At 69.2% G+C, this 25,612-nt stretch carries 26 protein-coding genes; 17 read left to right on the plus strand and 9 right to left on the minus strand.

The window, feature by feature from the left end:
* Nucleotides 1-151 precede the first annotated feature (151 nt).
* The 3 genes from HFP15_RS10090 to HFP15_RS10100 form a co-directional block, all read right to left on the minus strand.
* Nucleotides 152-802 carry a TetR/AcrR family transcriptional regulator gene (locus HFP15_RS10090; protein ID WP_168513983.1) on the minus strand — a complete coding sequence of 217 codons (651 nt, stop codon included), beginning with the start codon at nucleotides 800-802 and terminating at the stop codon, nucleotides 152-154.
* A gap of 192 nt (nucleotides 803-994) precedes the next feature.
* Nucleotides 995-2,086 (minus strand): inositol-3-phosphate synthase, encoded by a 1,092-nt coding sequence (locus HFP15_RS10095; RefSeq protein WP_168513985.1) that lies wholly within the window; start codon nucleotides 2,084-2,086, stop codon nucleotides 995-997.
* Nucleotides 2,087-2,147: 61 nt separating this feature from the next.
* Entirely contained in the window at nucleotides 2,148-2,711 is a 564-nt protein-coding gene (locus HFP15_RS10100; protein WP_168513987.1) for a PadR family transcriptional regulator, read from the minus strand.
* 234 nt (nucleotides 2,712-2,945) lie between these two features.
* Between HFP15_RS10100 and HFP15_RS10105 the strand changes: the two genes are divergently transcribed.
* The 3 genes from HFP15_RS10105 (at nucleotide 2,946) to HFP15_RS10115 (ending at nucleotide 7,668) form a co-directional block, all read left to right on the plus strand.
* On the plus strand, nucleotides 2,946-3,344 hold the full coding sequence (locus HFP15_RS10105) for a DUF5318 family protein (protein WP_168513989.1): 399 nt from the start codon (nucleotides 2,946-2,948) through the stop codon (nucleotides 3,342-3,344).
* A 355-nt stretch (nucleotides 3,345-3,699) separates the two neighbouring features.
* On the plus strand, nucleotides 3,700-6,054 hold the full coding sequence (locus HFP15_RS10110; RefSeq protein ID WP_168513991.1) for a transglycosylase domain-containing protein: 2,355 nt from the start codon (nucleotides 3,700-3,702) through the stop codon (nucleotides 6,052-6,054).
* 66 nt (nucleotides 6,055-6,120) lie between these two features.
* Nucleotides 6,121-7,668 carry a glycosyltransferase family 87 protein gene (locus tag HFP15_RS10115; RefSeq protein WP_168513993.1) on the plus strand — a complete coding sequence of 516 codons (1,548 nt, stop codon included), beginning with the start codon at nucleotides 6,121-6,123 and terminating at the stop codon, nucleotides 7,666-7,668.
* Here the strand turns inward: HFP15_RS10115 and HFP15_RS10120 are convergent.
* Complete coding sequence (locus HFP15_RS10120) at nucleotides 7,644-8,417, minus strand: deoxyribonuclease IV (protein ID WP_168513995.1); 774 nt, start codon at nucleotides 8,415-8,417, stop codon at nucleotides 7,644-7,646. The two genes, HFP15_RS10115 and HFP15_RS10120, sit on opposite strands and share 25 nt — an antisense overlap.
* A gap of 101 nt (nucleotides 8,418-8,518) precedes the next feature.
* Between HFP15_RS10120 and HFP15_RS10125 the strand changes: the two genes are divergently transcribed.
* From HFP15_RS10125 to dnaB, 12 genes are all read left to right on the plus strand, one after another.
* Nucleotides 8,519-9,325, plus strand: a complete 807-nt coding sequence (locus tag HFP15_RS10125) for a hypothetical protein (protein ID WP_168513997.1) — start codon at nucleotides 8,519-8,521, stop codon at nucleotides 9,323-9,325.
* Nucleotides 9,326-9,388: 63 nt separating this feature from the next.
* Nucleotides 9,389-10,243 (plus strand): hypothetical protein, encoded by an 855-nt coding sequence (locus HFP15_RS10130; protein ID WP_168513999.1) that lies wholly within the window; start codon nucleotides 9,389-9,391, stop codon nucleotides 10,241-10,243.
* Between the two features lie 70 nt (nucleotides 10,244-10,313).
* Nucleotides 10,314-11,225 carry a hypothetical protein gene (locus HFP15_RS10135; protein WP_168514001.1) on the plus strand — a complete coding sequence of 304 codons (912 nt, stop codon included), beginning with the start codon at nucleotides 10,314-10,316 and terminating at the stop codon, nucleotides 11,223-11,225.
* An 80-nt stretch (nucleotides 11,226-11,305) separates the two neighbouring features.
* A complete protein-coding gene (rpsF, locus tag HFP15_RS10140) occupies nucleotides 11,306-11,629 on the plus strand; it encodes a 30S ribosomal protein S6 (protein ID WP_168514003.1) in 324 nt (107 codons plus the stop codon).
* Nucleotides 11,630-11,636: 7 nt separating this feature from the next.
* A complete protein-coding gene (locus HFP15_RS10145; protein WP_168514005.1) occupies nucleotides 11,637-12,131 on the plus strand; it encodes a single-stranded DNA-binding protein in 495 nt (164 codons plus the stop codon).
* A gap of 35 nt (nucleotides 12,132-12,166) precedes the next feature.
* Nucleotides 12,167-12,415, plus strand: coding sequence for a 30S ribosomal protein S18 (gene rpsR / locus HFP15_RS10150; protein ID WP_168514007.1), 249 nt, complete (start codon nucleotides 12,167-12,169; stop codon nucleotides 12,413-12,415).
* A 13-nt stretch (nucleotides 12,416-12,428) separates the two neighbouring features.
* Nucleotides 12,429-12,887, plus strand: coding sequence for a 50S ribosomal protein L9 (rplI, locus tag HFP15_RS10155; protein ID WP_168514009.1), 459 nt, complete (start codon nucleotides 12,429-12,431; stop codon nucleotides 12,885-12,887).
* A 169-nt stretch (nucleotides 12,888-13,056) separates the two neighbouring features.
* Nucleotides 13,057-13,476, plus strand: a complete 420-nt coding sequence (locus tag HFP15_RS10160) for a hypothetical protein (protein WP_210717023.1) — start codon at nucleotides 13,057-13,059, stop codon at nucleotides 13,474-13,476.
* A complete protein-coding gene (locus tag HFP15_RS10165) occupies nucleotides 13,473-14,075 on the plus strand; it encodes a DUF3558 domain-containing protein (protein WP_168514011.1) in 603 nt (200 codons plus the stop codon). Before HFP15_RS10160 ends, HFP15_RS10165 begins: the two co-directional genes overlap by 4 nt.
* A 12-nt stretch (nucleotides 14,076-14,087) precedes the next feature.
* A complete protein-coding gene (locus tag HFP15_RS10170; protein WP_168514013.1) occupies nucleotides 14,088-15,395 on the plus strand; it encodes a PPE domain-containing protein in 1,308 nt (435 codons plus the stop codon).
* A 1-nt stretch (nucleotide 15,396) separates the two neighbouring features.
* Nucleotides 15,397-16,182, plus strand: a complete 786-nt coding sequence (locus HFP15_RS10175; RefSeq protein WP_168514015.1) for an ESX secretion-associated protein EspG — start codon at nucleotides 15,397-15,399, stop codon at nucleotides 16,180-16,182.
* Nucleotides 16,183-16,637: 455 nt separating this feature from the next.
* Nucleotides 16,638-18,041 (plus strand): replicative DNA helicase, encoded by a 1,404-nt coding sequence (gene dnaB / locus HFP15_RS10180; RefSeq protein WP_168514017.1) that lies wholly within the window; start codon nucleotides 16,638-16,640, stop codon nucleotides 18,039-18,041.
* A 15-nt stretch (nucleotides 18,042-18,056) separates the two neighbouring features.
* Here dnaB and HFP15_RS10185 read toward each other — a convergent pair whose 3' ends face one another.
* Both HFP15_RS10185 and HFP15_RS10190 read right to left on the minus strand, forming a co-directional pair.
* A complete protein-coding gene (locus tag HFP15_RS10185; RefSeq protein WP_168514019.1) occupies nucleotides 18,057-18,617 on the minus strand; it encodes a dihydrofolate reductase family protein in 561 nt (186 codons plus the stop codon).
* Between the two features lie 81 nt (nucleotides 18,618-18,698).
* A complete protein-coding gene (locus HFP15_RS10190) occupies nucleotides 18,699-18,872 on the minus strand; it encodes a hypothetical protein (RefSeq protein ID WP_168514021.1) in 174 nt (57 codons plus the stop codon).
* Between the two features lie 225 nt (nucleotides 18,873-19,097).
* On the opposite strand from HFP15_RS10190, the gene HFP15_RS10195 reads away from it, so the two are divergent.
* Nucleotides 19,098-19,850 (plus strand): alpha/beta fold hydrolase, encoded by a 753-nt coding sequence (locus tag HFP15_RS10195; protein ID WP_168514023.1) that lies wholly within the window; start codon nucleotides 19,098-19,100, stop codon nucleotides 19,848-19,850.
* A gap of 42 nt (nucleotides 19,851-19,892) precedes the next feature.
* Here HFP15_RS10195 and HFP15_RS10200 read toward each other — a convergent pair whose 3' ends face one another.
* Nucleotides 19,893-20,279, minus strand: coding sequence for a tautomerase family protein (locus tag HFP15_RS10200; RefSeq protein WP_168514025.1), 387 nt, complete (start codon nucleotides 20,277-20,279; stop codon nucleotides 19,893-19,895).
* A gap of 134 nt (nucleotides 20,280-20,413) precedes the next feature.
* On the opposite strand from HFP15_RS10200, the gene HFP15_RS10205 reads away from it, so the two are divergent.
* Nucleotides 20,414-21,184, plus strand: coding sequence for a dioxygenase family protein (locus tag HFP15_RS10205; protein ID WP_168514027.1), 771 nt, complete (start codon nucleotides 20,414-20,416; stop codon nucleotides 21,182-21,184).
* A 60-nt stretch (nucleotides 21,185-21,244) separates the two neighbouring features.
* On the opposite strand, the gene HFP15_RS10210 is transcribed toward HFP15_RS10205, so the two are convergent.
* Together HFP15_RS10210 and HFP15_RS10215 are read right to left on the minus strand one after the other, a co-directional pair.
* On the minus strand, nucleotides 21,245-24,319 hold the full coding sequence (locus HFP15_RS10210) for a beta strand repeat-containing protein (protein WP_168514029.1): 3,075 nt from the start codon (nucleotides 24,317-24,319) through the stop codon (nucleotides 21,245-21,247).
* Between the two features lie 178 nt (nucleotides 24,320-24,497).
* The gene (locus HFP15_RS10215; protein ID WP_168514031.1) at nucleotides 24,498-25,472 is read right to left on the minus strand and encodes a hypothetical protein; all 975 of its coding nucleotides are present in this window, start codon (nucleotides 25,470-25,472) and stop codon (nucleotides 24,498-24,500) included.
* Between the last annotated feature and the right edge of the window lie 140 nt (nucleotides 25,473-25,612).

Raw genomic sequence — 25,612 nt, forward strand, 5'->3', positions numbered from 1 at the left:
CAACCCCCAACTCGCACACACCCAACCCTCGACTCGGGCGCACGCAAACCTCAACTCGCGCCACCCCCACCCCGGCGAGTTGAGGGTTGCCGGGGTGCGAGTTGAGGGTTGCTGGGGTGCGGGTTGGGGGTTCCCGGTGGGCGAGTGGGGGTTAGAAGCCGCGTTCGGTGGCGCGTAGGCGGCTGACCGGGGGTGGTTCTTCGCCGCTGAGTGTGTCCTCCGGCTGTGGCAGGTCGTACATCCGGTACAGCCGGCGGCGCACCCGCTCGACCGGGTAGCGCGCGCCGTACACGACCGCCTTGTAGATGACGCCCTCCAGGACGCTGCGGAGCATGACCTCTTCGACCTCGGGTTCGGCCGAGCCGCGGGCGGCGAACATCGCGCGCAGGTTGTCCTCCAGCTTCCGCAGCCGCTCGTCCTTGCGCGCCTCGACCGCGGCATAGATCGGATGGGTCGAGGGCTGCACCATCAGGCCCAGGATGACGCCCTGCATCGGCAGGCCGGTCACGGTCACCCGCAGCGTGCCGTCGATGATCGCGGCCAGCTGTGCGTCCGGCGGCCCGGGCACTTCGATGATCGCCGCGACCTGGTCGAGGTAGGCGTCGAGCAGCTCCTCGACGAGCAGGTGCTTGCTGGGGAAGTAGTACGAGGCGAGCCCGCGCGAGACGCCGGCACGCTGGGTGATGTCGGTGATCGTCGCGCCGTTGTAGCCCTTTTCGGCGAAGACCTCCAGCGCCGCGGCGAGGATCTTCCGCCGCGACTCCTCGCGCATTTCGCGGTTGGCGCTGGCGGACCGGGGCACTGCACTCCTTAGTCGGGGTCGCCACCGCTGGGACGACACAAAGCCGGCACTCGCCGGCAGACCCCCTCTAGTGTGCCTGCCGGAGAGCACCGGAACCCGCCCTCGCCCTTTGACTGTATGTACATCCAGTCGAAAGAGTGAACCCCGTCTCACCCGACCAGGGGAGGCCGGGTGAAGATCGGGTTCAGCGCGTCAGCGGTCCTTCTCGCCCGCGATGAAGGCCTCGACCGACTGCCGCGCCTCGGAGTCGTTGTACTGAACCGGCGGCGACTTCATGAAGTACGAGGACGCGGACAGCAGCGGCCCGCCGATTCCGCGGTCCATCGCGATCTTCGCGGCGCGCACGGCGTCGATGATGATGCCCGCCGAGTTCGGCGAGTCCCACACCTCGAGCTTGTACTCCAGGTTCAGCGGCACGTCGCCGAAGGCCCGCCCCTCCAGCCGGACGTAGGCCCACTTGCGGTCGTCGAGCCACTGCACGTAGTCCGACGGGCCGACGTGCACGTTCGCCTTGCCGAGGTCGCGGTCGATCTGGGAGGTCACGGCCTGGGTCTTGGAGACCTTCTTCGACTCGAGCCGCTCCAGCTCCTTCATGTTCTTGAAGTCCATGTTGCCGCCGACGTTGAGCTGCATCGTGCGGTCGAGCTGCACGCCGCGGTCCTCGAACAGCCGGGCCATCACGCGGTGCGTGATCGTCGCGCCGACCTGGGACTTGATGTCGTCACCCACGATCGGCAGGCCCGCGTCGGTGAACTTCTGCGCCCACTGCGGGTCGGAGGCGATGAACACCGGGATCGCGTTCACGAACCCGACGCCCGCGTCGATCGCGCACTGCGCGTAGAACTTCTGCGCCGCCTCGGAACCCACCGGCAGGTAGGACACCAGCACGTCCGCGCCAGACTCCTTCAGCGCGGCGACGACGTCGACCGGCGTCTCGTCGGACTCCTCGATCGTCTCCTGGTAGAACCGGCCGAGCCCGTCCAGCGTGTGCCCGCGCTGCACCGGCACGCCCAACGGCGGCACGTCGCAGATCTTGATGGTGTTGTTCTCGCTGGCGAGGATCGCTTCCGACAGGTCGTGCCCGACCTTCTTCGCGTCTACGTCGAACGCCGTGACGAACTCGACATCACCAACGTGGTACTGGCCGAAACGCACGTGCATCAGGCCGGGCACCCGCGACGCCGGGTCCGCATCACGGTAGTAATGCACGCCCTGCACCAACGATGCCGCGCAGTTGCCGACGCCAACGATGGCCACCTTCACGCGGCCGCTGTTGTCGCCCATGCCGGTTTCTCCTTCGTTCCTTGAGACTTGATTAGGTCAGGTGTGGTCGCGGCCGTCAGCGCTACTGCTGCAGGCCACGTTGTTCGGCTTGTTCGTGCGCGATCAGCTCGTTGAGCCAGCGAACCTCGCGTTCACTGCTCTCCAGGCCGAGGCGATGCAACTCCCTGGTGTAGCGGTCGATCTTTTCCTCGGCTCTGGCCATGGCCGCGCGCAGACCCTCCCTGCGCTCCTCGACACGACGGCGCCTGCCTTCGAGGATCCGCATCCGGACGTCCGCCGGTGTTCGGGAGAAGAACGCCAGATGCACTCCGAAGCCCTCGTCGTCCCACGTCTGTGGGCCGGCGTCGCCGAGGAGCTGCGCGAAATGCTCTTTACCCTCGGCCGTGAGCTTGTACACCCGGCGGGCCCGGCGAACCCGTGTCCTGGGCTGAACCTTGGCGTGATCACCGACCTCATCGGCTTCCTCGACGATGAAGCCAGCCCGCTGCAGACGCCGTAGCGTCGGGTACAGCGAGCCGTACGAGAACGTGCGAAACATGCCGAGCGTTTCGTGCAGCCGTTTGCGCAGCACGTAGCCGTGCATCGGCGCCTCGTGCAGCAGTCCGAGTATCGCGAACTCCAGCACGGTGCACCCCCTCTCGGGTCGCAAAGAACTCCACATCGGCAACCTAACGTCTGAGTATATCGAGCCGATACATCGAAGTGGCGTACGTAACGGAGTCGATCACCCGAAAGGCACCTCAGATCTCAGGGATGTTCACCAGAGCGTTATCAAATCGACGGCGTGTCGCTCGCGGTGCCGAGATCATTAGTCAGAACAGCTCATGGCGTCCAAACGAGGGACACGTACTCTGTCAGCGTGCGAAACCAGCGACAGGTAGTGGACTACGGGCTGCGGCGGCGTGCGCTGCTGGCCGCCGTCCGCGCCGGTCGCGTCGGCACCGAAGAGGTCTGCGACGCGGGTCCGTACCTGCTCACCGCGGCGAGGTTCCACGGCGAACCCACCGAGGACACGTGCCCGATCTGCCGCAAAGAGGCACTCACCCTGGTCTCCTGGGTCTACGGCGACGAGCTCAAGCACGTCGCCGGGTCGGCGAGGTCGTCCAGTGAACTCGTGCGGATGTCGCAACTTTTCGCGGAGTTCAACGTCCACGTGGTAGAGGTTTGCCGGACCTGCCACTGGAACCACCTGGTGCGGTCATACGTCCTGGGGACGGGTGTCCGGAGGCGGCCCTCGAAGAGGACCGCTGACCAGTGAGTCCGGACACCGGCCAGCACCAACCTGACCGCAGAGCGGCGTACCCCGAACCGCCGGTCTGGGAGGCTCATTCGTGAACGACCAGTACAACCGCTCCTGGCCAGGTCAGGAGCCTGATGAACCCCGCCGTGCCCCGCGACAGGGTGGCGGCCCGCAGTGGCCCGGTGAGCAGCCGCCGGGCCGCGGCCAGGCCCCGCAGTGGCCCGGCGAGGGACAGCAGCCGCGGCAACCCCGCTGGCCCGGCGCCGAACCGGACCAGCGCCGGATGCCACCCCCACCTCCTCCTGGTCGACGGGTGCCCCCTGCGCCGCCACGCCAGCCGGGCCCGCCGCCCGGACCGCAGGGCGAGCGGGCCATGCGTGGCCGCTACCGCCCGCCGGCCGGCGGGCCACCGCCAGGGCCGAACCGTCCGCCCGAGCGCGAGCCCGGCCTGCTCACACACAGCGAGCTCGGCGCCGGTGGTCTCCCGGACGACGACTACGACGATTACGACGACGAGCAGACGCGCTTCAACGAGTTCGGCCCCGACGGCGAGTCCGAAGCCGAGGCGACCGACACCGGTAAGAAGGGCAAGAAGGCGCTGCTGACGCCGAAGCAGCGGAAGAAGCGGCGCTGGAAGATCGTCCGGCGCACGCTCTACGCGTTGTTCGGCCTGTTCGTCGTGGTGCCCGCGATCGCGTTCACGATCGCCTACTTCCTGGTGGACGTGCCCAAGCCGGAGGACGTGCTCGCGCAGCAGAGCCAGGTCGTCACGTACTACTACAGCAACAACTCGATCATGGGTAAGGAGGTCCCGGACACCGGGAACCGCCAGCTCCTCAAGCCGGGACAGATTCCGGACACCGTCAAGCACGCGGTGTACGCGGCCGAGGACGCCACGTTCGAGACCAACAACGGGTTCGACGTCAAGGGCATCCTCAACGCCGTCAAGAACCAGCTCACCGGCGGCAGCGGTGGCGGTTCGACGATCTCCCAGCAGTACATCAAGAAGGCGACCGAGAACGATGCGCCGACGCTGACCCGTAAGTTCACCGAGCTGGTCAAGTCGTTCAAGATGAACCAGACCCAGCCCAAGGAAGACATCATCACGGCGTACCTGAACATCGTCTACTTCGGGCGCAACGCGTACGGCATCCAGGCCGCCGCGCACGCCTACTTCAACAAGGACGCCGCACAGCTGAGCCCGTCCGAGGCCGCGGTGCTGGCCGGCCTGATCCAGGGACCCGGCAAGTCGGAGAACACCGACTACGTGACGTGGCGCTGGAACTACGTGATGGACCAGATGGTCAAGTACAACTGGCTGCCGAAGACGGAACGCGACGCGGCACAGTTCCCGACGCCGCTGCCCAAGGACCAGACCAAACCGGCGACCATCAGCGGACCCAACGCCTTCATCCAGCAGCAGGTCGAGGACGAGCTCGAAGCCGCGGGCTACTCGAAGGAGAAGCTGCAGGCGGGCGGCTACAACATCTATACGACGATCGATCCGGCGGCGCAGAAGATCGCCGAGGACGCGGTCAACAAGTACATGGCCGACCAGCCGGACACCCTGCGCAAGGCCATGGTGGCGGTCGATCCCAAGACAAGAGGGGTGGTCGCCTACTACGGCGGCCCGAACGACCAGAACGACGCCAAGGACTGGGCACGGACCACGCGGAACCCCGGGTCGTCGTTCAAGGCGTTCGACATCACCGCGTTCCTCAAGATGGGCAAGGGACTCGGCGAGACCTTCGACGGCAGAACGCACCGGCAGTTCGGCACCGTGGACGGCAAGCCCCGCTACATCAACAACGCGGGTGACTCCAACAGCTGTTCCGCGCAGTGCACGGTCGCCGAGGCCACCATGCGCTCGACGAACACCGTGTTCTTCGACTTGGTCTCGAACATAACCGGCCCGCAGGCGGTCAAGGACGCCGCGCAGCAGGCCGGGGTCACCAGCCTCGACAAGACCGCGGTCGACAACAACATCTCGCTCGGCGGTGGTACCACCGAGGTCACGCCGCTGGACATGGCGTCCGGCTACGCGACCTTCGCCGACGACGGGGTGAGCATGGACCGGCACTTCGTCACGAAGGTGACGGATCCGGGCGGCAACGTCGTCTATCAGACGCCGAGCGCGCCGAAGCCTGCCTTCGACCCGAACGCGGCCAAGAGCAAGCAGATCGCGGGGAACGTGACGACCGCGCTCAAGCCGGTCATCGGGTTCTCGAAGCTCAAGTGCCCCGACGGTCACGAATGCGCGGGCAAGACCGGTACCCAGCAGTACGACGCCAGCGGCCCCAACGCCAGCGGTACGTCGAACGACAACTCGCAGGTCTGGATGGTCGGCTACACGCCGTCGATCTCGGTCTCCTCGTGGGTGGGTACCGGTGGCAACTCGCCGATCAAGGACAAGAACGGCAAGAACGTCTCCTCGGACGGCCTGCCTGCCCAGATCTGGCAGGAGTTCATCAACAACTACCTCAAGGGCAAGCCGAACGAGAAGTTCTCGACGGTCGACCTGATCGGCAAGGGAGCGACGGCCGACGACGCCTCGTCCACGAAGCCGCCGACGCAGAACGCGACCACCCCGACGCAGACGCCGACGCCGACGCCGACGTTGCCGTCGACCCAGCTGCCCCCGTCGCCGCCGCCGACCAGGCAGACCACCCCGACCACGACGGGCGTCCAGCTGTTCCCGACGGGCACCGGCCGCCCGGGTGGCGGCTGACACACCGGGCGGGCAGTCACGTGGTCTTCAGCCCGAACCCACGTGACTGCCCGTAACATCGCGCGCGTGTCCAGCCCCACCGAGCAGGAAGCCGTGCCCGCGTCACTCGACGCCGACGCGCGGGTCGCGCCGAGCCGGACCGAACCGCTGGTCGCGGCCGCGAGCAGACCGGTGGGCGGGCCGCTGGGCGAGCACGCCGCCGTCGGCAGGCACTGGTTCTGGACGCCCCAGCGGATCGGGCTGCTGCTCGCGACGCTGGCGCTGATGGTGAGCTGGTTCGGCAAGGCCAGCTGCATCCAGCAGTACACCGACTCCAACGGCGAGAACCAGCTCGACTGGCGAGCGGGCAGGCCGTACGTGGCGATGTGCTACTCCGACATCGTGCCGCTGTACTCCGCGGAGCGGCTCAACCAGCCGGGCACGTTCCCGTACCGCACGAGCTGGGTGGACAACGCGGGCACGCCGAACGCGCAGGTCCGCTACATGGAGTACCCGGTGCTGACCGGGCTGTTCCAGTGGGTCGACGCGAAGCTCACCCAGGGCTGGGTGACGATGTCGAACGCGGGCTGGTTACCCGGCGCGCTACCGGTGGCGATCTACTTCGACATCACGGCGTTCTGGCTCGCCGCGGCCTGGCTGGTCACCGTGTGGGCGGTGGGCAGAACCGCGAAACGCCGGATCTGGGACGCGGCGCTCGTCGCGATCTCGCCGCTGGTGCTGGTGCACGCGTTCACCAACTTCGACACGATCGCGACCGCGTTCGCGGCCACCGGCCTGCTCGCCTGGTCGCGGCGGAAACCGGTGCTTGCCGGTGTGCTGCTCGGACTCGGCGCGGCGGCGAAGCTGTATCCGCTGTTCCTGCTCGGCCCGCTGCTGATCCTGTGCGTGCGGGCGGGCAAGTTCCGTGACTGGGCCCGCACCGCCGGCGCGACGGTGGTGGTGTGGCTCGCGGTGAACCTGCCGATCGCGTTGAGCCTCAACCCCGGCTGGCGCGAGTTCTTCCGGCTCAACGGGCAGCGCGGGATGGACCCGGACTCGCTGTACAACGTGGTCTCCTACTTCACCGGCTGGGCCGGCTTCGACGGGCCGCTGCGACCGGGCCAGACACCGACGGCGCTGAACTTCGTCGTCGGTGCGCTGTTCCTGCTCTGCTGCGCGGGGATCGCCTACGTCGGACTGACCGCGCCACGACGGCCCAGGGTGGCGCAACTGTGTTTCCTCGTGGTGGCCGCGTTCCTGATCACCAACAAGGTGTGGAGCCCGCAGTACTCGTTGTGGCTCGTGCCGCTGGCGGTGCTGGCGATCCCGCGGTGGCGGCTGCTGCTCGGCTGGATGGTCATCGACGCCGCGGTGTGGGCGCCGAGGATGTTCTACTACCTCGGCACCGACCACAAAGGACTGCCGCAGGACTGGTTCCTCGGTTTCGTCGTGGTGCGCGACCTGGCCGTCGTGGGGCTGTGCGTGCTGGTGATCCGCGAGATCTACCGGCCGGCACTGGACAAGGTGCGACTGGCCGGCGTCGACGATCCGGCGGGCGGGGCGCTGGACAACGTCGGCGACGTGTTCCGGCTCAAGCCGGTCCGGCTGCCTCAGCTGAGCGCTTCGCGCAGGTAGGCGATGTCGTCGGCCTGACCGTCGGCCGGGGTCTCCACGATCACCGGCGCGCCGGCGGCCTTGGCGACGGCCACCAGCGCCCCGGGGTCGATCGTGCCGCCGCCGTGCACGACGTTGGCGTGCCGGTCGCGGGTCGAGCCGAACTCGTCGCGCGAGTTGTTCAGGTGGACGAGGTCGATCCGGCCGGTGATCGCCATGACCTTGTCCACGACGTCCTCCAGCGGCCAGCTCGCCGCGAACGCGTGACAGGTGTCGAGGCAGAACCCGGCGCCGAACTCGCCGACCTCGTCCCACAGCCGGGCCAGCATGTCCAGCTGCTTGGCCATCGCGCCGTCGCCGCCCGCGGTGTTCTCGATCAGGATCGGCACGGCGAACCCGCCCTGCTCGGCCTGCCGTTCGAACAGCTTGCGCCAGTTCGCGAGCCCCTCGGCCGGATCCTCCTCCTTGCGCACGTGCCCGCCGTGCACGATGAGCCCCTTCGCGCCGATCTCGCCCGCCGCCTCCGCGTGCTGCACGGCCAGTTTCCGGGACGGGATGCGGATGCGGTTGTTCATCGACGCCACGTTGACGATGTAGGGGGAGTGGATGAACACGTCCACCCCGGCGGCCTCGATCTCCGCCTTGGCCGGGGCCGGCACGGGTTTCTTCCAGCCCTGCGGGTCCGACAGGAAGAACTGCACCACGTCGGCATCGCGTTCCCGCGCCGCGGTGAGCGGATCGTCGTCGCGAACATGTGCCCCGATCTGCATGTCGCCACGCTACAGGCTTAATTCCGCGGGTTCTGCCCGAAGCGTTCCACCGTATGCAGTAGCGTGAGCGCGTTCCGTGAGCCCACGCGCAGGGGGAGACGATGGGGAAGAACGCGAACCGGATCGGCGCACTGGGTCTGCTCGCGGCCACGGCCGTGTTCCTGTTCCCTGGCATCGCGTCGGCCGACACCGCGGACCCCGCGATCTCCGGCAGCTGTGACGCCACCCTGCGCAACGGCGGCACCGGGCAGGCGCTGACCGTCGACGCCGGTGCCCCGCTCAACGCCCCGAACACTGTCTCCGTCGGCACCGGCTCGGACTCGGCGAACACGGGGTCGGGCGCGGCGAAACAGCCCACGCTGTCGCTGCCGCTCGCCGACATCACCAAGGGGCTCGACGTCGGCGGTCTGCCGGTGCTCGGCGCCCCGGTCACCGACACCGTGTGCCCCGGCGCCCAGAACACGGTGAACGCGCTGTCCGCGACCACGCAGGGCCTGATCGCGGGCAAGCCGCTGCAGCCCGCTCCGCCGGCCGGCAACCCGGCTCCGGCGCCCGCACCCGCACCCGCGCCGACCCCCGCACCCGGCGCACCGGCTCCCGGTTCCGGGGCGGCGTCCGGTGGCTTCGAGCTGGTGTCGTTCCCGCTCGACGGCGCCTTCCCGCTGGGCGCCGCCGACCTGTCCGCGCTGATCGCGCCGGGTGCGATCGCCCCGTCGGCGCCCAGCCTCGTCCCGCCGACCGGCACCTCGCCCGGGCCCGGCATCGTCAACCAGAACTCCGGTACGGCCGAGGCACTGCCCGCCGCCTCGACCGCGCCCGAGAAGCTTCCCCTGATTCTCGCCGCGGTCGCGTTGGCCCTGGTCACAGCCGCGTTGTCCAACATCTGGTTGCGACGTTCGGTCAAGTAGCGTCACGCCGCTCGGTCACTATCGTTAAACCAGGGAGTGACCCACGCGGGAGGGCCGAGACCGATGGATGGTCGTACACGTAAAACCGCCGCGGCTGGTGCGGCTGCCTTCGTACTGGCGGGAACCGCTGTGCTCGCGACACCGGGCACGGCGGCCGCCGCCACCATTCCAGCGCAATGCGGGCAAACCGTGACCGCCTCGCCCGGCGACATCATCAGCACACCGTTCGGCCCCCAGACAGTGACCAACGGTCTCACCTCGCTCGTCGGCAACCTGCTGACCGGGCTGTGCACCATCACCGTGAACGTGGTGAACACCGCCGTCGCGCCGGTGCCGGTGGTCGGCGCGCCGGTCGCCGGTGCCGTCAACAACACCGTCTCGGGTGCCACGAACGGAGCCACCAGCACGCTGCAGGGCGCGGCTTCGATGGTGCCCGGTGCCCAGCAACAGCAGCCGTCCCAGCAGCAGCCGCCGAGCGGTGGTTCGCAGCAGTCCGGTCCCAACGGCGGCAACGCGCCCGCCAACCAGGGCTCCCCGGGCTCCATCCCCAGCTCGAACAGCCCCGTGCTCGGCGGCGACCCGGCCGCGTTCAGCGTGCTGCCGTTCAGCTCACTGGCCGGCTTCGCGCCGATGCGCGACTACAGCGGCATCCCCTACGCGCTCGCCGGTCTGTGGTCGCCGTCGCCGGGCCTGCGCTACGGCGGTCAGATCCCGGGTTACGCACCCGAGGTAGGCGCGCTGGGCCAGGGCAACGGTGGTGGCAACTCGGTGCAGAACGCGGGTCAGGCCGAGTCCATGTCCGGCGCCACCAACGGCCCGAATCCGGTCGGGCTGCCGATGCTCATCGCCGTACTCTCGCTGTCCGGCGTCAGCGCCGCCCTGGTGCGCAGGTGGGTTTTGCGGGGGGCTACCGCCTAGTATCCTCGGGACCCCGTTGCTCGTTGTCCCGCTGACGACGTGTGCCCGCGACTCCCGGAGGACCCCACCCGTGCGGAAGCCAACCCGGACCAGACTGGCCAGGACGACCCGCCGGTTGCTCACCACCACAGCCCTCGCGGCGATGTTCACCGGCGCCGCGTTCACCGGCAGTGCCTCGGCGAGCACCGTGCTGGCTTCCGGGTGCACCGGCAATGTGGTCGGCAACATGGGCGACCAGGTCGCCGTGCAGGGCAAGGACGTCGCCGCACTGGTCAAGGCCGGGGCGCAGGAGCGGCCGCTGTTCCTCAGCGGCGTCGATCCGGACAAGCTCGCCAACGAGATCACCGCGGACGGGGCGCTGCCCGTCGGCCAGGTGCCCAACGCCGCGAACGGCCCGATCTCCGGGCAGGCCGTCGCGACCGCCGTCACCACCGCGCTCAAGGACGCCGACGGGCTGGGCTGGTGGAGTCCCCAGCAGCGGCAGGACACGCTCGACGCGATCGGGAACAAGGTCGCGGGCAACTGCGGGCTCACCGCCTTCGCGGGCAACTTCACGCAGAACACGGCGCTGCCCACCGTGCCGCAGACCGGCGGCACGGCCGCACCGGGCGGCGTCACCCCGGGTGTCTCGGGCACCGGCACGGCCACCGCACCGCCGAGGAACTACGGCAACATCCCGGCCGCCGTGCCCGGCCTGACGATCCCGAACTACGGCAACGCGATTCCCGGCTACGGCACCTCGCCGACGGACCGCTACCCGACCAGCACCCCGCTGGGCGGCGGGCAGCCGCTGCCGCAGATCGGCTCGCTGGGCGGCGCGTCCGGCCAGACCGACGTCCGTGACGCGGGCAACGCGAACTCGCTCGCGGCCCCCGAACCCGCCTCCGACGTGGTGCGGCTGCCGATGCTGCTCGCCGTCGTCGCGCTGGCCGGGGTGAGCGCCGCGCTGGTCCGTACCTGGGTGCTGCGAAAGCTGTCGTAGCGGACCGCTACCCTGGTACCTCGACAACCCTCCTGCCATGGACAGTCCATGGCCGCGAAGCCCACAGGAGGTGAGTGGTTGTGTCACGCCATTACGAGGTAATGGTCATCCTCGATCCGACGCTCGACGAGCGCACCGTCGCCCCGACGCTGGACACGTTCCTCAACGTGATCCGCACGTCCGGCGGCAGCGTGGAGAAGGTCGACGTGTGGGGACGGCGGCGCCTCGCCTACGAGATCAAGAAGCACGCCGAGGGCATCTACGCCCTGCTCGACCTGAACTCCGAGCCCGACGCGGTGAAGGAGCTCGACCGGCAGCTGAACCTGCAGGAGAACGTGCTCCGCACCAAGGTCGTCCGCAAGCTCGGCGCGCGCAAGGCCGCCAAGGTCGCGGCGAAGGCCTGAGGCGATCATGGCCGGAGAGACTGTCATCACGCTGGTCGGCAACCTGACCGCCGACCCGGAGCTGCGCTTCACACCCTCCGGTGCGGCCGTCGCGAACTTCACCGTCGCCTCCACCCCGCGCACCTTCGACCGCCAGAGCGGCGAGTGGAAGGACGGCGAGGCGCTGTTCATGCGCTGCAACATCTGGCGCCAGGCGGCGGAGAACGTGGCCGAGAGCCTGACCCGCGGCGCACGCGTCGTCGTGCAGGGCCGGCTGCGGCAGCGGTCGTTCGAGACCAAGGAAGGCGAGAAGCGGACCGTCGTGGAGATGGAGGTCGACGAGATCGGCCCCTCGCTGCGCTACGCGACCGCCAAGGTCAACAAGGTCAGCCGCGGCACCGGGGGCGGTGGCGGCGGCTACGGCGGTAGCGGCAGTGGCGGCGGCGCGCCGGCGGACGATCCGTGGGGTTCGGCCCCGCCTGCCGGGGGCGGCGGCGGTTTCGCGGACGAACCTCCCTTCTAACCAACCACTTTCACTGATTTACCAGGAGCATCACCGTGGCCAAGCCACCCATTCGCAAGCCCAAGAAGAAGGTCTGTGTGTTCTGCAAGGCGGAGCAGAAGGGCCGCCCGGAGAACATCGACTACAAGGACACGAACCTGCTGCGGAAGTACATCTCCGACCGCGGCAAGATCCGTGCCCGCCGGGTGACCGGCAACTGCAGCCAGCATCAGCGTGACATCGCCATCGCGGTCAAGAACTCCCGCGAGATGGCGCTGCTGCCCTACACCTCGACCGCGCGCTAAGGGAGGCACGTCAATGGCGAAGATCATTCTGACCACCGACGTGGCCAACCTCGGCGGCCCCGGCGACATCGTCGAGGTCAAGGACGGGTACGCGCGCAACTTCCTGTTCCCCCGTGGCTTCGCGATCGCGGCCACCAAGGGCGCGGAGAAGAACGTGCGGACCATCCGCCGCGCTCAGGAGTCCCGCCGCATCCGCGACCTGGACCACGCCCGCGAGGTCAAGGCCGCGCTGGACGGTCTCGGCACGGTCGAGCTGACCGCGAAGGCGGCCGAGGGCTCGAAGAAGCTGTTCGGCTCGATCACCACCGCGGACATCGTGTCGGCGATCAAGGCGGCCGGTGGCCCGCTGCTGGACAAGCGGATCATCGAGACCGGTGGCCACATCAAGACCGTCGGCAAGCACCAGGTGAGCGCGAAGCTGCACCCGAGTGTCGAGGCGAGCGTCCGGCTGGACATCAAGGCCGGTCAGTAGTTCGCACAGCGGTTTCCACGAAAAACGGCTCCTCCGCCAAGCGGAGGGGCCGTTTTTTGGTTCGTCACCAGGGGAACCATGATCGCCGCGCTAGCATCCAAGGAGCTGATCTCGCCGTGGGAGCGACCGCGTACAGCGGTGGCGGGTAGGAGCGAAGGGGGATCCGAGCATGACTCAGCCGAGCCAGGCGATGCCGGCTGCCGCGCCGAAGGACACACTGACCTCGGTCCCGCCGCCCGCGCCGATCCAGGTCGGCACTTCCGGTTCCTCCGGTGGCTACAAGTTCTCGCCGGACGAGGTCCAGGGCGTGATCAACAAATGGCAAGCCCTGCTGGACCAGGTGGAAGACGACATCCAGCACGCGCAGAAGATCGCGGGTGTGGCCGCGCCCGGCCAGGAGTTCGCGAGCACCGACTTCGTGCGGCAGGGCGCGAGTCCGTCCGGCCAGACCTTGCTTCAGCAGCACGAGCGCATGCGCGAGTACATCCGGAACTACATCACGGCCCTCCAGCAGGCGAGCGGCCGGATCCAGCAGTCCGAGGACGAGGCGCTGCACGCCGCCACGCACCAGGGGCAGGGAATCATATGAGCAGGACCCGGGCGTTCCGGCTCGGAACGTTCGTCGTCGCGTCGGTCGCCGTACTGTCGGCGTGCTCCAGCCACACCGCCGGAACACCCTCGACGTCCGGTACGGGTTCGCCCAGCGCGTCCGGCCCGTCCCGGTCGGCGCCACCGGTGCCTGGCGCACTGCCCACCGACGCGTTGATCGCGAATCCCTGCAACGGTCTTTCCGCGAGCCAGATCACCACTGTCGGCCTTGCCGCTCCCGGCGCGGAGTCGCAGAGCGACACGGGACCGACGTGCAAATGGCGCTCGGCCGCGTTCCAGCTCAACGTCGTCTACATCTCGCCGATGACCGTCAACAAGAACGGGCTGAGCGACATCTACGCGACCAAGGGCAACTTCGCGTATTTCGAGCCGACGACGGTCGACGGCTATCCGGGGGTCTACGCCAGTCCCACCGACAACCGCTCGGGCGGCGACTGTCAGCTGTGGGTCGGGGTGAGCGACGAACTGTCGGTCTCGGTGTCCGCCCAGATCGGCGAGGGGCCGAACAAGACCAACCCGTGCCCGGCCACCGGGCGGGTCGCCACCGCGATGATCGACCACTTGCAGGGTAGGGAATGAGGATGGGGTCTCATGTCCAATGAAGCGCTCATCGGCATGAACATCGGCACCGCGATCATGCCCGGAGCCGGAACGGTCATCGGCACGGCGGTCGGGGGACTGGTCAGCCTGTTCACCGGTGCGGACGCCCAGCAGCAGTCGGCCGACATCGGCGGGCGTTCCATCGACGCCAGGCAGATCTGGGAGCAGATCAACCCCGGCAACGCCGACTCCCTTCGCGAGGGCGCGAAATCGGCCGGGCACCTGCAGACGATCCACCAGGACCGGGTCGACCAGATCAACGCGATCAACCAGGCGATGGACGCGGCCTGGCAGGGCGACGCCTCCGCGCAGGTGCAGGCGGGCGCGCATCCGCTGGGCATCTGGCTGGACGATTCCGCCGGCAACCTGACCAGGAGCAAGACCTACCTGGACAACCAGGGCGAGGCGTTCGACACCGTGCACTCGAAGGTGCAGGAGATCGCCGCGACCCCGCCGCACCAGGGGTTTCTCGATCACATCAACCCGTTCAGCGACAAAGACCAGGAGATCGAGAAGTACAACCAGCAGGGCCAGGGCAACGTCGAGGCGTTCAACGCCTACTACCAGGCCAGCGCGCAGAACGCGGCCGGGATGCCGCAGTACAGCGCGTGGGAGGGCAACACGTTCTCCGACGGCGGTGACAACGGCGGCGGCAAGGACGACGGGCGCGATCCCGGCGACACCGGCCGCGGACCCGGCGGCAGCGATTCCGGTGGTTACCAGCCGGGCAACACGGGGAAGATCCCCGGCACGGGCACCATCCCGAACACGCCCGGCGGCGGCAACTACGGCAACACCCCGGGCAGTGGCGGTTACCAGCCCAACGTGCCCGGCTACACCGGCCCCGGCTACCGGAGTCCCGCCTGGAACGACGGCACCTCGGCGGCCGGGTACACCCCGGACCCGCCCTCCAGCAGCTTCGACGCGAGCACGTTCGGCCCCGGTGGATCCGGCTCCGGCTACCCGTCGTCCGGCGGTGGCTCGTCTTCGGGCGGTGGCGTCGGGGCGGTCGGCGGCTTCGGGCCGGGCGGGTCCGGCGCGGGTGGCCTCGGTGCCGGGTCCAGCACCGGCGCGGGTGCGGGCAGCGGTGCGGCCGGCGCGATCCGCGGTGGCGCCGCGGCGGGTGCCGCCGGTGCGGCGGGCCGCGCGGGCATGGGCGGGATGGGCGCCATGGGCGCGGGTGGTCGCGGCAAGGGCGGCGACGACGAGGAGCACCGGAACCGGTTCCTTGTCAGCGAGGACCCGAACGAACTGTTCGGCACCGACGAGCTCACCGCGCCGCCGGTGATCGGTGAATAGCGTGCGCAACGGTCCCATCAAGCTCGCCACCCCGATCCTGCACAACCTGATCAGACGCCGCGGAGGCGAGCCGCACGCGACGCTGTCCGGCACCGCCGTCTGGTACGACGAGGGCGCGCAGCGCACGATCGACCAGGAGGTCAACGCGCTGCTGACCCGGCACGGGCTGATGGGCCCGCGCGGGATGGACCGCGAACTACTCGGCCTGCTCGAGTCGATCTCGCGGCCGCAGCTGGAGTACTACGGCTGGTTCGAGGGCTCCTATCCCGGCTCCCCCGGCAACTTCACCGTGTACGCGGGCAGCGGAAGCGGCGGTGCGTTCGTAGCCGTGCGCCTGCTGGCCGAGGAGTCGGTCATCCTCGCCACGGAACAGCCGGAGGAGCTGCTCACGGGTTTCCTCAACCAGGTTCCGCGCGGCCGGCCCGCGACGGGAAGCCCGCTGGTGGCGACCCAGGCGGAGTATGCCGCGGGCAGCAGCGTGCCGAACGAAGACGAGTTCACCGTGATGCGGTCGGCGAACGCGGCGGCGCGGCCCGACCAGGCGAAGGAGATGCGGCGGATCGCCGGCGTTCAGCGCGTCGGCGCGGGCAGCTTGTACGTCGCCGCGCGCACCCGCAGCGGGGCGCGGCGCCGATGTGAACGGCCGCTGAACTTCGTGGATACCGTCGAGGGCCGCTGGCTCATGGAGGAACGGCCCGGGCGCGGTGAGCCGCTCGTCGTGTTCACTCCCGGCACGCCGCAGGTCCTCGCCGAACGGTTACGCAACGCACAGGGCGTCTTGGTCTGAGTGGCCGCTTGACCACCCGCTCAGCCCATCCGGTGATTTCTCTACCGTCGGTAGCAGCCATCCACAGGTCCGCCCATCCCTGTGTGCAGCCGCAGCCGCGCGACACGCCGAGCGCGTCTTGCCACGCGACACGCCGACGAGTTTTCAGCAATGTTTTCCACAGCTTTCCCACAGGGCCCGAACTGCGCTTTTCCTGGAGGCCGCCGTGCTTGTCCCCAACTTGTACACAGGTGTGCGACGGCTTGTGATTCGTTCGGGCCGCTCATCCACAAGTTGTCCACAGGGTGTCCCCACGCGATCAACAGGCGGGTTTGCCTTGCTCCTTCCGAGGGATCTAGCGTGCCCGCGCGACTAGTAGCGCGGAGTACGCGACACGCCTGTCGAAATGGTGGGCGACGAGTCGAAGACACGGCATAATCGAACTGGTGTTCGCTTGACGAGGAGGTGTCCACGCGGTGGCGTTGACGGACGACCGCGGTCCCGCCTACCTGACCGAACCCGGGCCGGAGGAACCCGGGCCGAGGCACGGCGAGTTCGACCGGCAGCCGCCGCAGGACGTCGCGGCCGAGCAGTCGGTACTGGGCGGCATGCTGCTGTCGAAGGACGCGATCGCGGACGTGGTCGAGGCGCTGCGGCCCGGCGATTTCTACCTGCCCAAGCACCAGGCGGTCTACGACTGCATCCTCGATCTCTACGGGCGCGGCGAGCCCGCCGACCCGATCACGGTGTCGGCGGAGCTGGAGCGGCGCGGTGAACTGGCCCGCGTCGGCGGCGCCCCGTACCTGCACACGCTCATCGCGACCGTGCCGACCGCCGCGAACGCCGGGTACTACGCCGAGATCGTCGCGGAGAAGGCCATCCTGCGCCGGCTCGTCGAGGCGGGCACGCGGATCGTGCAGTACGGCTACGGTGCGGCCAACGAGGGCGGCGAGATCAACGAGGTCGTGGACCGTGCGCAGGCCGCGATCTACGAGGTCACCGAGCGCCGCACCAGTGAGGACTACGTCGCGCTGGAGGAACTGCTCCAGCCGACGATGGACGAAATCGACGCGATCGCCTCCCGCGGTGGCAACGCGCAGGGCGTACCCACCGGGTTCGCCGATCTCGACGAGGTGACCAACGGCCTGCACCCCGGCCAGATGATCATCGTCGCGGCGCGGCCCGGTGTCGGTAAGTCGACGCTGGGGCTGGACTTCGCGCGCTCGTGTTCGATCAAGCACGGCATGAGCAGCGTGATCTTCTCGCTGGAAATGAGCCGGATCGAGATCGTCATGCGCATGCTCTCCGCGGAGGCCAGGATCCGGCTCGCGGACATGCGTGGTGGGAAGATGTCCGACGACGACTGGACCCGGCTCGCGCGGCGGATGAGCGAGATCAGCGAGGCGCCGCTGTTCATCGACGACTCGCCGAACATGACGATGATGGAGATCCGGGCGAAGGCGCGGCGGCTCAAGCAGCGCAACGACCTCAAGCTCGTGGTCGTGGACTACATGCAGCTGATGACGTCGGGCAAGCGCGTCGAGTCGCGGCAGCAGGAAGTGTCGGAGTTCTCGCGGCAGCTCAAGCTGCTCGCCAAGGAACTCGAGGTGCCGGTGGTCGCGATCAGCCAGCTGAACCGTGGTCCCGAACAGCGCACCGACAAGCGGCCGATGCTGTCGGACCTGCGTGAGTCCGGTTCGCTGGAACAGGACGCGGACATCGTGCTGCTGATCAACCGGCCGGACGCGTGGGAGCGCGACGATCCGCGCGCCGGTGAGGCCGACCTCATCCTGGCCAAGCACCGCGCCGGGCCGACGAGCACCGTCGTGGTCGCGCACCAGCTGCACTACAGCCGGTTCGCCGACCTGGCCCAGACCTGATCGCGGCGATCTCGCTCATCTGGTCTCGTACCTGGTCAGGAGCACGCCGCCGGGAAATGTCCGCGTCTCCACCAGGTTCAGGTTCACCCAGCCGTCCAGCGCGGTGAAGAACGGCGTGCCGCCACCCACCAGGACCGGTGCGGTGACCAGCACATACTCGTCGATCAGCCCGGCCCGCATGGCCGCCGCGGCCAGCGTCGCGCCGCCGATGGTCATCGGCGCGCCGTCCTCGGCCTTCAGCCGGGTGATCTCGGCGACGGCGTCGCCGGTGACCAGGCGGGTGTTCCAGTCGACCTTGTCGATCGTCGAGGAGAACACCACCTCCGGCATGTCCCGCCAAAGCCGCGCGAACGCGATTTCCGCCGCAGTGGCGCCCGGCTGCTGATCGCCGGTCGGCCAGTGGGAGCTCATCGTCTCCCACAGCTTGCGCCCGTACAGAGTCAGGCCGCTCGCCCGCTCGTGCTCGTACCACCACTGGAACAGCTCGTCGCTCGGCGCGCTCCAGCCGATGTCGTCGCCGGCCGCGGCGATGTAACCGTCGAGGGTCAGGTTCATGCCGTAGATCAGTTTCCGCATAGCGCAGACCTTTCCGTGGCTCGGTCTCCGGTGTACAGACCCGAACGGCATGGGAAAGTCATCGGTGGTTCGGCTTTCAGCTCACCACATGAACCGCTCGGGGTGCTTCTCCGCCTCCTCCCGGACCTTCGCGAGTTCGGCGGCGAAGAACTTCGTATGTCCGCATGACAGGCAGACGATCGCGCTCAGCGTCGACAGCGGCTTCGCCCCCAGCATGCGCGCATTCGGATGTATCCCGACGTGCTGCTGAGTCACCAGGCCGAGGTTGCCGATCTGCGGGCCGCCACATAACTCACACGCGGGAAGCCGCGACGGCGGGTGCGGGATTGCCATGCGGTTGTCCCTACCAGAAATACGGAGCAGCTTCATGCGCGCGACGCGGCGGAGTGTCGGTCCGGGCACTCGCCCTTGGGCGGCAAGCTCGTGATCTGAGGTCGGTGTGATGCACGACCCGGCGCGGCGGCTGTTTGAATTCGGGGTATGAACGAGCTTCCCGTGCGGTACTTCGAAGGCCACGACGGTGCGAAACTCGCGTACCGAGAGCTGGGCGAGGGGCGTCCGGTGGTGCTCATCCACGGGTATTTCTCGACGGCGACGGTGAACTGGGTCCGCTACGGGCACGCCGCGAAGGTCGCCGAACGCGGTCGGCGCGTGATCATGCCGGATCTTCGCGGCCATGGAGACAGCGCCAAACCACACGAGCCGGCCGCCTACCCACGCGACGCGCTCGCCGACGACGGGTTCGCCCTCATCGACCAGCTCGGACTCACCGACTACGACCTCGGTGGCTATTCGCTGGGTGCCCGCACCACGGTCCGGATGCTGGTCCGTGGCGCGCGACCGGGGCGCGCGGTCGTCGCCGGGATGGGGTTGTCCGGGATCACCGACACCGCCCACCGCGGCGACTTCTTCCGCCGCTTGCTGACCAACCTGGGCACGTTCCAGCGCGGCACACCGGAGTGGTCGGCCGAGGCGTTTCTCAGGACCACCAAAGGAGATCCGGTCGCGCTGCTACGTGTGCTCGACACGTTCGCCGACACCACGCGCGAGGAACTCCGGCGTCTCACGCTGCCGGTGCTCGTACTGTCCGGAGTGGACGATCACGACAACGGCTCCGCCGAGGAGCTGGCCGGGGTGCTGCCGGACGGACGGCACGTCGCGATTGCGGGCAACCACATGAGCGCGGTCACGAAACCCGAACTGGGCGCGGCGATCGCGGATTTCCTCGCCTGAGGATAGGCACCGCCGCACCCGGTTTCGCCTAGTCCATACCGATCAACGGGGGTCCACGACACCGCCGACGCCGGAGCGTCCGGCGGGTGTGCCGACGAGCTCCACGGTCACACCGCTGCGGACGCGTTCCCCGAAAACGTCGACGAGTGCGTCGGTGACGCCGGAAACGAGGCGCGCGACGAGGTCGTCGGCGTCGGGTCTGCCGAACGCGACCTCTTTGATGCCGAACGTGACGCCAGGCGCGGGTGCCTGCGCGGGTTCACCGCCGATTCCCCAGCGGTTGGGCGGTATGCCGATCAGCCGGACCACCGCGATGCTGCGCGCCCAGTCGCCGTAGACGGTGGCCACCGCGTCGGTGAGCTTCTTGATCAGTTCGGTTTCACGGCCGGCGAGGTCGTTCTCCAGCACGTGGACGTCGAGGTGCGGCACGAAATCTCCCTTTGAGTACAAATATATTTGCAATCAAAGCTATTCAGGAGATGTGACGCTTGTCAACGCGGAATATCGCGGAACCCCGAGGCGTCAACTACACTAGTTGAAGATTCAAACAGATGGAGGCTGCGATGAGTGCGACACCCGTGCTGTACCTGAGCCACGGCGCGCCGCCGCTGGCCGACGATCCGCTGTGGACCAGCCAGCTCGCGGAATGGTCGGCCGGACTGCCCAAGCCGAAGGCGATCCTGGTCGTGTCCGCGCACTGGGAGGAGGCGCCGCTGACCGTGGGCGCGACCACAACGGTGCCGCTGGTCTACGACTTCTGGGGCTTCCCCGAGCACTACTACCAGGTCACCTACCCGGCGCCGGGTGCGCCGGAACTGGCCGCGAAGGTCCGCAAGCTGCTGCACAGCCCGCAGACGCCGGTGCACGAGGCACCCGAGCGGGGACTCGACCACGGCGCCTACGTGCCACTCGTGGAGATGTATCCCGACGCCGACGTCCCGGTGCTGCAGGTCTCCATGCCCTCGCTCGACCCCCGGGTGCTGTTCGAACTCGGCCGCAAGCTCAAGCCGCTGCGTGACGAGGGCGTGCTGATCATCGGGAGCGGGTTCTTCACCCACAACCTCTCGGCGATGCGCGTCGGCACGCACGGACAGCCGCCGCAGTGGTCGACCGAGTTCGACCAGTGGGGCAACGACATGCTGCGCGCCGGCGACCTCGACGCGCTGCTCGACTTCGAGCGCAAGGCGCCCGCGGCCCAGCTCGCGCATCCGCGCATCGAGCATTTCGCGCCACTGTTCGTCTCGCTCGGCGCCGGGATCGAGGACGCCAAACCGGAAACGGTGATCGACGGCTACTGGTACGGCCTAGCCAAGCGCTCGATCCAGTTGGGCTGACACGAAAAACGGGCCCGGGAGCGCCGTTGCTCCCGGGCCCGCGTTCATCGGGCTAAGACATCAGCCCTGGATGCTGATCCCCTTGCCGCTGACCAGACCGGTGACCTTGTCGAACGCCGCAGCCGGGTTCGAGTCCAGGTTCGCGATCGCGGGCAGCTCGGCCTGCGGGAGCAGGTTCTGCGGGTTGGTCGCCTCGGCGGGCAGGCCCGGGACCGAGGGCAGACCCGGCAGCGAGGGCAGCCCGGCAGCCGGCAGCGACGGCAGCGAGGGCAGCCCGGCAGCCGGCAGCGACGGCAGACCCGCGGCGGGCAGCTCCGGCAGCGAGGGCAGACCCGCGGCCGGGAGACCCGGGACCGAGGGCAGGCCGGCGGCGGGCAGCTCCGGCAGCGACGGCAGTGAGGGCAGACCGTCGGTGCCCGGCAGCTGGACCGGCAGACCCGGAACGTCCGCGCGCTGCGCGACCGGCAGGGTCTTGGCGCCGGGCAGCGAGGGCAGCCCGGTGGCGGCCATCTCCGGCAGCGAGATCGGCAGGTTGATCTGCGGCTCGTGACCGGCGACCGAGATGTCGGTCGCGTTGGTGGTCGTGGAGCTCACCGCGGCGAGCAGCCCGAGCGGCAGGTGGAAGACCTGCACGACGGCGCCGAGCGGAACCTGCTTGCTGATCCCGGCCAGCGAGCTGGCGGCGGTGGGCGACGTGGTGTCGGTGCCACCGACCGTGCCGGTCGTGGTGTTGTCGGCGACCGCGTGCGCGACACCGCCGAGCGAAGCGGCGACGCCGAACACCTGGGCCACAGCGGCGGCCGGCACGTCGAAGATGTCGCCGGACAGCGCGCCGCCGACACCCGAGGTGGTGATGTCGCCACCCGAGGTGGTCTCGGTGCTGTTGATGCCCGAGCCGTGCGCGACACCGGTCAGGCTCGCCGCGTCACCGAACACCTGCGCGACGGGCATCAGCTGCGGGCTGACCACGTCGCCGGCGATGGAGCCGCCGTCGCCGTTGGTCTCCGCGGTACCACCGGCCGTGGACACGACGTCGTTGGTGGCGTCGCCGCCGACCACGCCGCCCCACACGCCGCCGATGCCGAACACCGAAGCGGCGCCGGCCAGCGGGGCCTGGATGATGTTGCCGGCGACCGAACCGCCCTGACCGGTCGCGGTGGCGTTGCCACCGGCCGTCGAGTCGGTCATGTTCTGGCTCTCGCCGAACCCGTTACCGATCCACGAGCCGCCGATGCCGTGCACCTGGGTGGGCAGCGAAACCGGGACGGCGCCGAGGTTCCCGGCGAGGAAGCCTTCCTTGCCGTTGGCGTTGAGCTTGTCGCCCGCCTTGGAGGTGGTGTCGGTCGAGGCGGTGCCGTGGCCCTGGCCGATCCAGGAGCCACCGATGCCGAACGCCTGCACCGGCGCGGACACCGGGACGGCGACCAGGTTGGCGCTACCGGCGCCGTGGTCGTCCTGGGTGTTCCCGCCGCCACCGGCGGTGATCACCTTGGTCTCGGACGCGGTGCCCTGGCCCTGGCCGATCCAGGAGCCGCCGACGCCGAGGATCTCGGCAGGCAGAGCCACCGGGGTCTGCACGACGTTGCCGGAACCGGTCGAGTCGTTGCCCTGGCTGCCGTTGTAGCCACCGGCCTTGACCGTCTTGTCCTCGGTCGCCGAACCGGACGCGTTGCCGATCCAGGAACCGCCCACGCCGAACACCTCGGCGGTGCCGGCCGGCTGCGCGTCGACGCTGTTGCCGCCGAGGAAGCTGCCGTTGCCGTTGGTGTAGGTGCCGTCGCCGGCCTGCGCGTTGACGGTGTTCTCGCAGCCGCCCGCGTGCGCGTTGCCGATCCAGGTGCCACCCACGCAGAACACCTCGGCGGGCAGAGCCACCGGAGCGTCCGCGATGTTGCCCGAGCCGGCCGCGTTCTGGCCGCTCGTGCTGGAGAAGCCACCCGCCGTGGCGTTGCTGCCGATGACGTTGGCGGCGCGCTCGGCACCGCTGCCCGCGACCGAGTTGCCGATCCACGCGGCCGCGTTGCCGACGACCGTGACGGGCGCGGCAGGCTGCGGCTGCGCGATGTTGCCGGCGAGGAACGAGCCGTCACCGTCGGTCTGGATGTAGCTGTCGATGTCGTTGAGGCCAGGGCGCTTGCCGCCCGCGGTCGAGTCCGCGGTGGCGCTGCCGGCCGAGTCGGCGTCGCCGCCCCAGGACACGGCGTTGTTCGAGGCCTTCACCGGCAGTGCGACCGGGACACCGGCCACGTTGCCGGTACCGGCGCCCTTCGACCCGTGGGTCGCGATGGAGCCGCCGGAGTTGGCTTCGCTGCTGGCGTCGAACTTGGTGTCGGCGTGGCCGAGGAACCAGCCCAGCGCGTTGCCCGACACCTGCACCGGGGTCGCACCCTGCGGGGCGACGACGTTTCCGGCGAGCCCGCCGTTGGTGCCGTCGGTGGTGGTCTCGCCGCTGGTGGTGGCGGACTGCGACGCGGAGCCGGTGGTGTGCCCGCTGCCGCCGAGGCCGAGCGCGTTGCCGGCGATCTGGACGGGCAGCGCCCAGTCGAGGTTCACGACGTTACCCGCGAGGCCGCCGTGCGCCCCGCTGGTGTTGACGTCGCTGTTGTGCTCGTAGGTCTGGCTCGACGAGGAGTCGACGGTGGCGTTGCCCAGCACGCCAAGCGCGTTACCGGTGATCTGGATCGGCACCGCCACGTTGCCGACGACCTTGTTGCCCATGAACGGGTCGCCGGTGGACTGGACGCTCGGGGCCTGCTCGGTGCGGTTGGTGGCCTTCGCCGTCGCCGCCGAGGTCGCCGCCGTGGCCTTCGACACCGCGCCGTTCACGGCGCTGGTCGCCGGGGCAGCGGCCTTCATGGCGCCGGTCTTGCTGACGGGGGCAAGAGCCTTGTTCAGCGCGCCGGTGACCGGCTTGGTGCTGATTTCCTTCTTGACTTCCGGCAGGTTGACCTGCTTGCCGAGAGTCCCGATCGCGTTCTGCGAGATGTCGACGGGAACGCTCGCGTTGACGTCGAGCGGACCGGCCGGAGTGTCCGGGCTGACGTTCTCGTCGGCAGATGCGATGCCGGTGCCCAGCATCAGCAGGCCACCCGTGACCAGCGCGGTCTGGAGTCCACGCTTTGCCCAGGTCTGCATTCGGATTTTCTCCTTTTCCTTGGGTTCCCCTACGGGGGCTTATGGGGGGTGCGCGCGAAGAAAGCACCCGGTGGTTCGCGGAAATGTCCGCGGCGGAAATGCGGGGGCTGCCACACGCGCGCGCCGATGCGGAAAAGGCATGGCGGAAAGAGCGCGGAGGAACTACCCCGCGCGAAAATCAGTCAGGCGTGACGCCGGGCTGCGCGCCCGGCTGGACCGGCGTGTGCCGGACGCCGAAACGGACGGCGCGTTCGCCGTGCGTGTCGACCAGGGTCAGCGCGCCGGCGGGAACGCCGAGCAGCGGACCGTCAACGTGACCACCGGTGGCGGCGCCACCGGGGACGAGTGGAAGACCGGCCGGGGCGATGGGCCCACGGTTCGGGGAGTAGGGCAGCTGACCGGACTCGTCACCACGGAGGTGCTTGTCGCGGTCCCGCTGCCAGTCGCCGTACTTGGCGTCGGCGTGCTGCGCCTGCACCGCGTCGGTGAACGGGCCCAGCGGGCCTGCCGGCGCCGGGGCAGCGGCGGTCGACGGCGCGTCCGCGTGCGCGAGGTCGGCCGGCTGGTGCTGATCGGTGGTGCCGTTGTGCGTGCCGGGCAGCGCCGGCAGCTTGAGCAGCTTGTCACCGCAGGCGGGCCGCAGGAAGTTGAGGAAGTCCTGCGGCGGGGTCAGCGCGTTGCCGATGACGCGGGGGGCGTCCTGCGGCTGGCGGCTGATGTGCTCGGCGGTGCCGAGGACGCGCTGAGCCGGGCTGAGCACGGCGGTGTTCGCGAACTCGTGCACCGCGTCGCTGACGTCGCCCGCGACCTGCTGGTGACGCTGGTCCGCGGAGTCGGCGGAGAAGCCGGAGGTGGCCACCCGGACCGCGGCGGCGCTCGTGTCACCGGCGAGGTTGGAAGCACCGAGGACGAGGTCGTCCGAGGTGCCCATGATCGCGTCGGTGGTCGGGGTGAGCTGGTCGCCCGCGGGGGCGGCCTGGTCCTGCTCCTGCTGGGGCTGTGCGGGGAACGCGGTGTCGGCGGAGGCGGTGGCGGTGCTGATCGCCCATGCGGCCGCGGTGCCCGCGAGGGCGCCCGCGATCACGAACAGCGCGCGCACGAGCCAGCGAAGGGCACTCGAGCCCCGCTGTTCGGCCGCGCTGTACTGGATCACCGTTCTCCTACCGGGATGGATGCCGTATCGGAAACGAAGCTGAAACGCACTCGTATTGATACGGAAGCAACTTGCACCGTTGAGATAACCAAAGGCGGGGCCCACCGCGCATCTTCGACGCGACTTGATGGCACGATCGT

This window comes from Amycolatopsis acididurans (assembly GCF_012328925.1).
Lineage (GTDB): Bacteria > Actinomycetota > Actinomycetes > Mycobacteriales > Pseudonocardiaceae > Amycolatopsis_E > Amycolatopsis_E acididurans.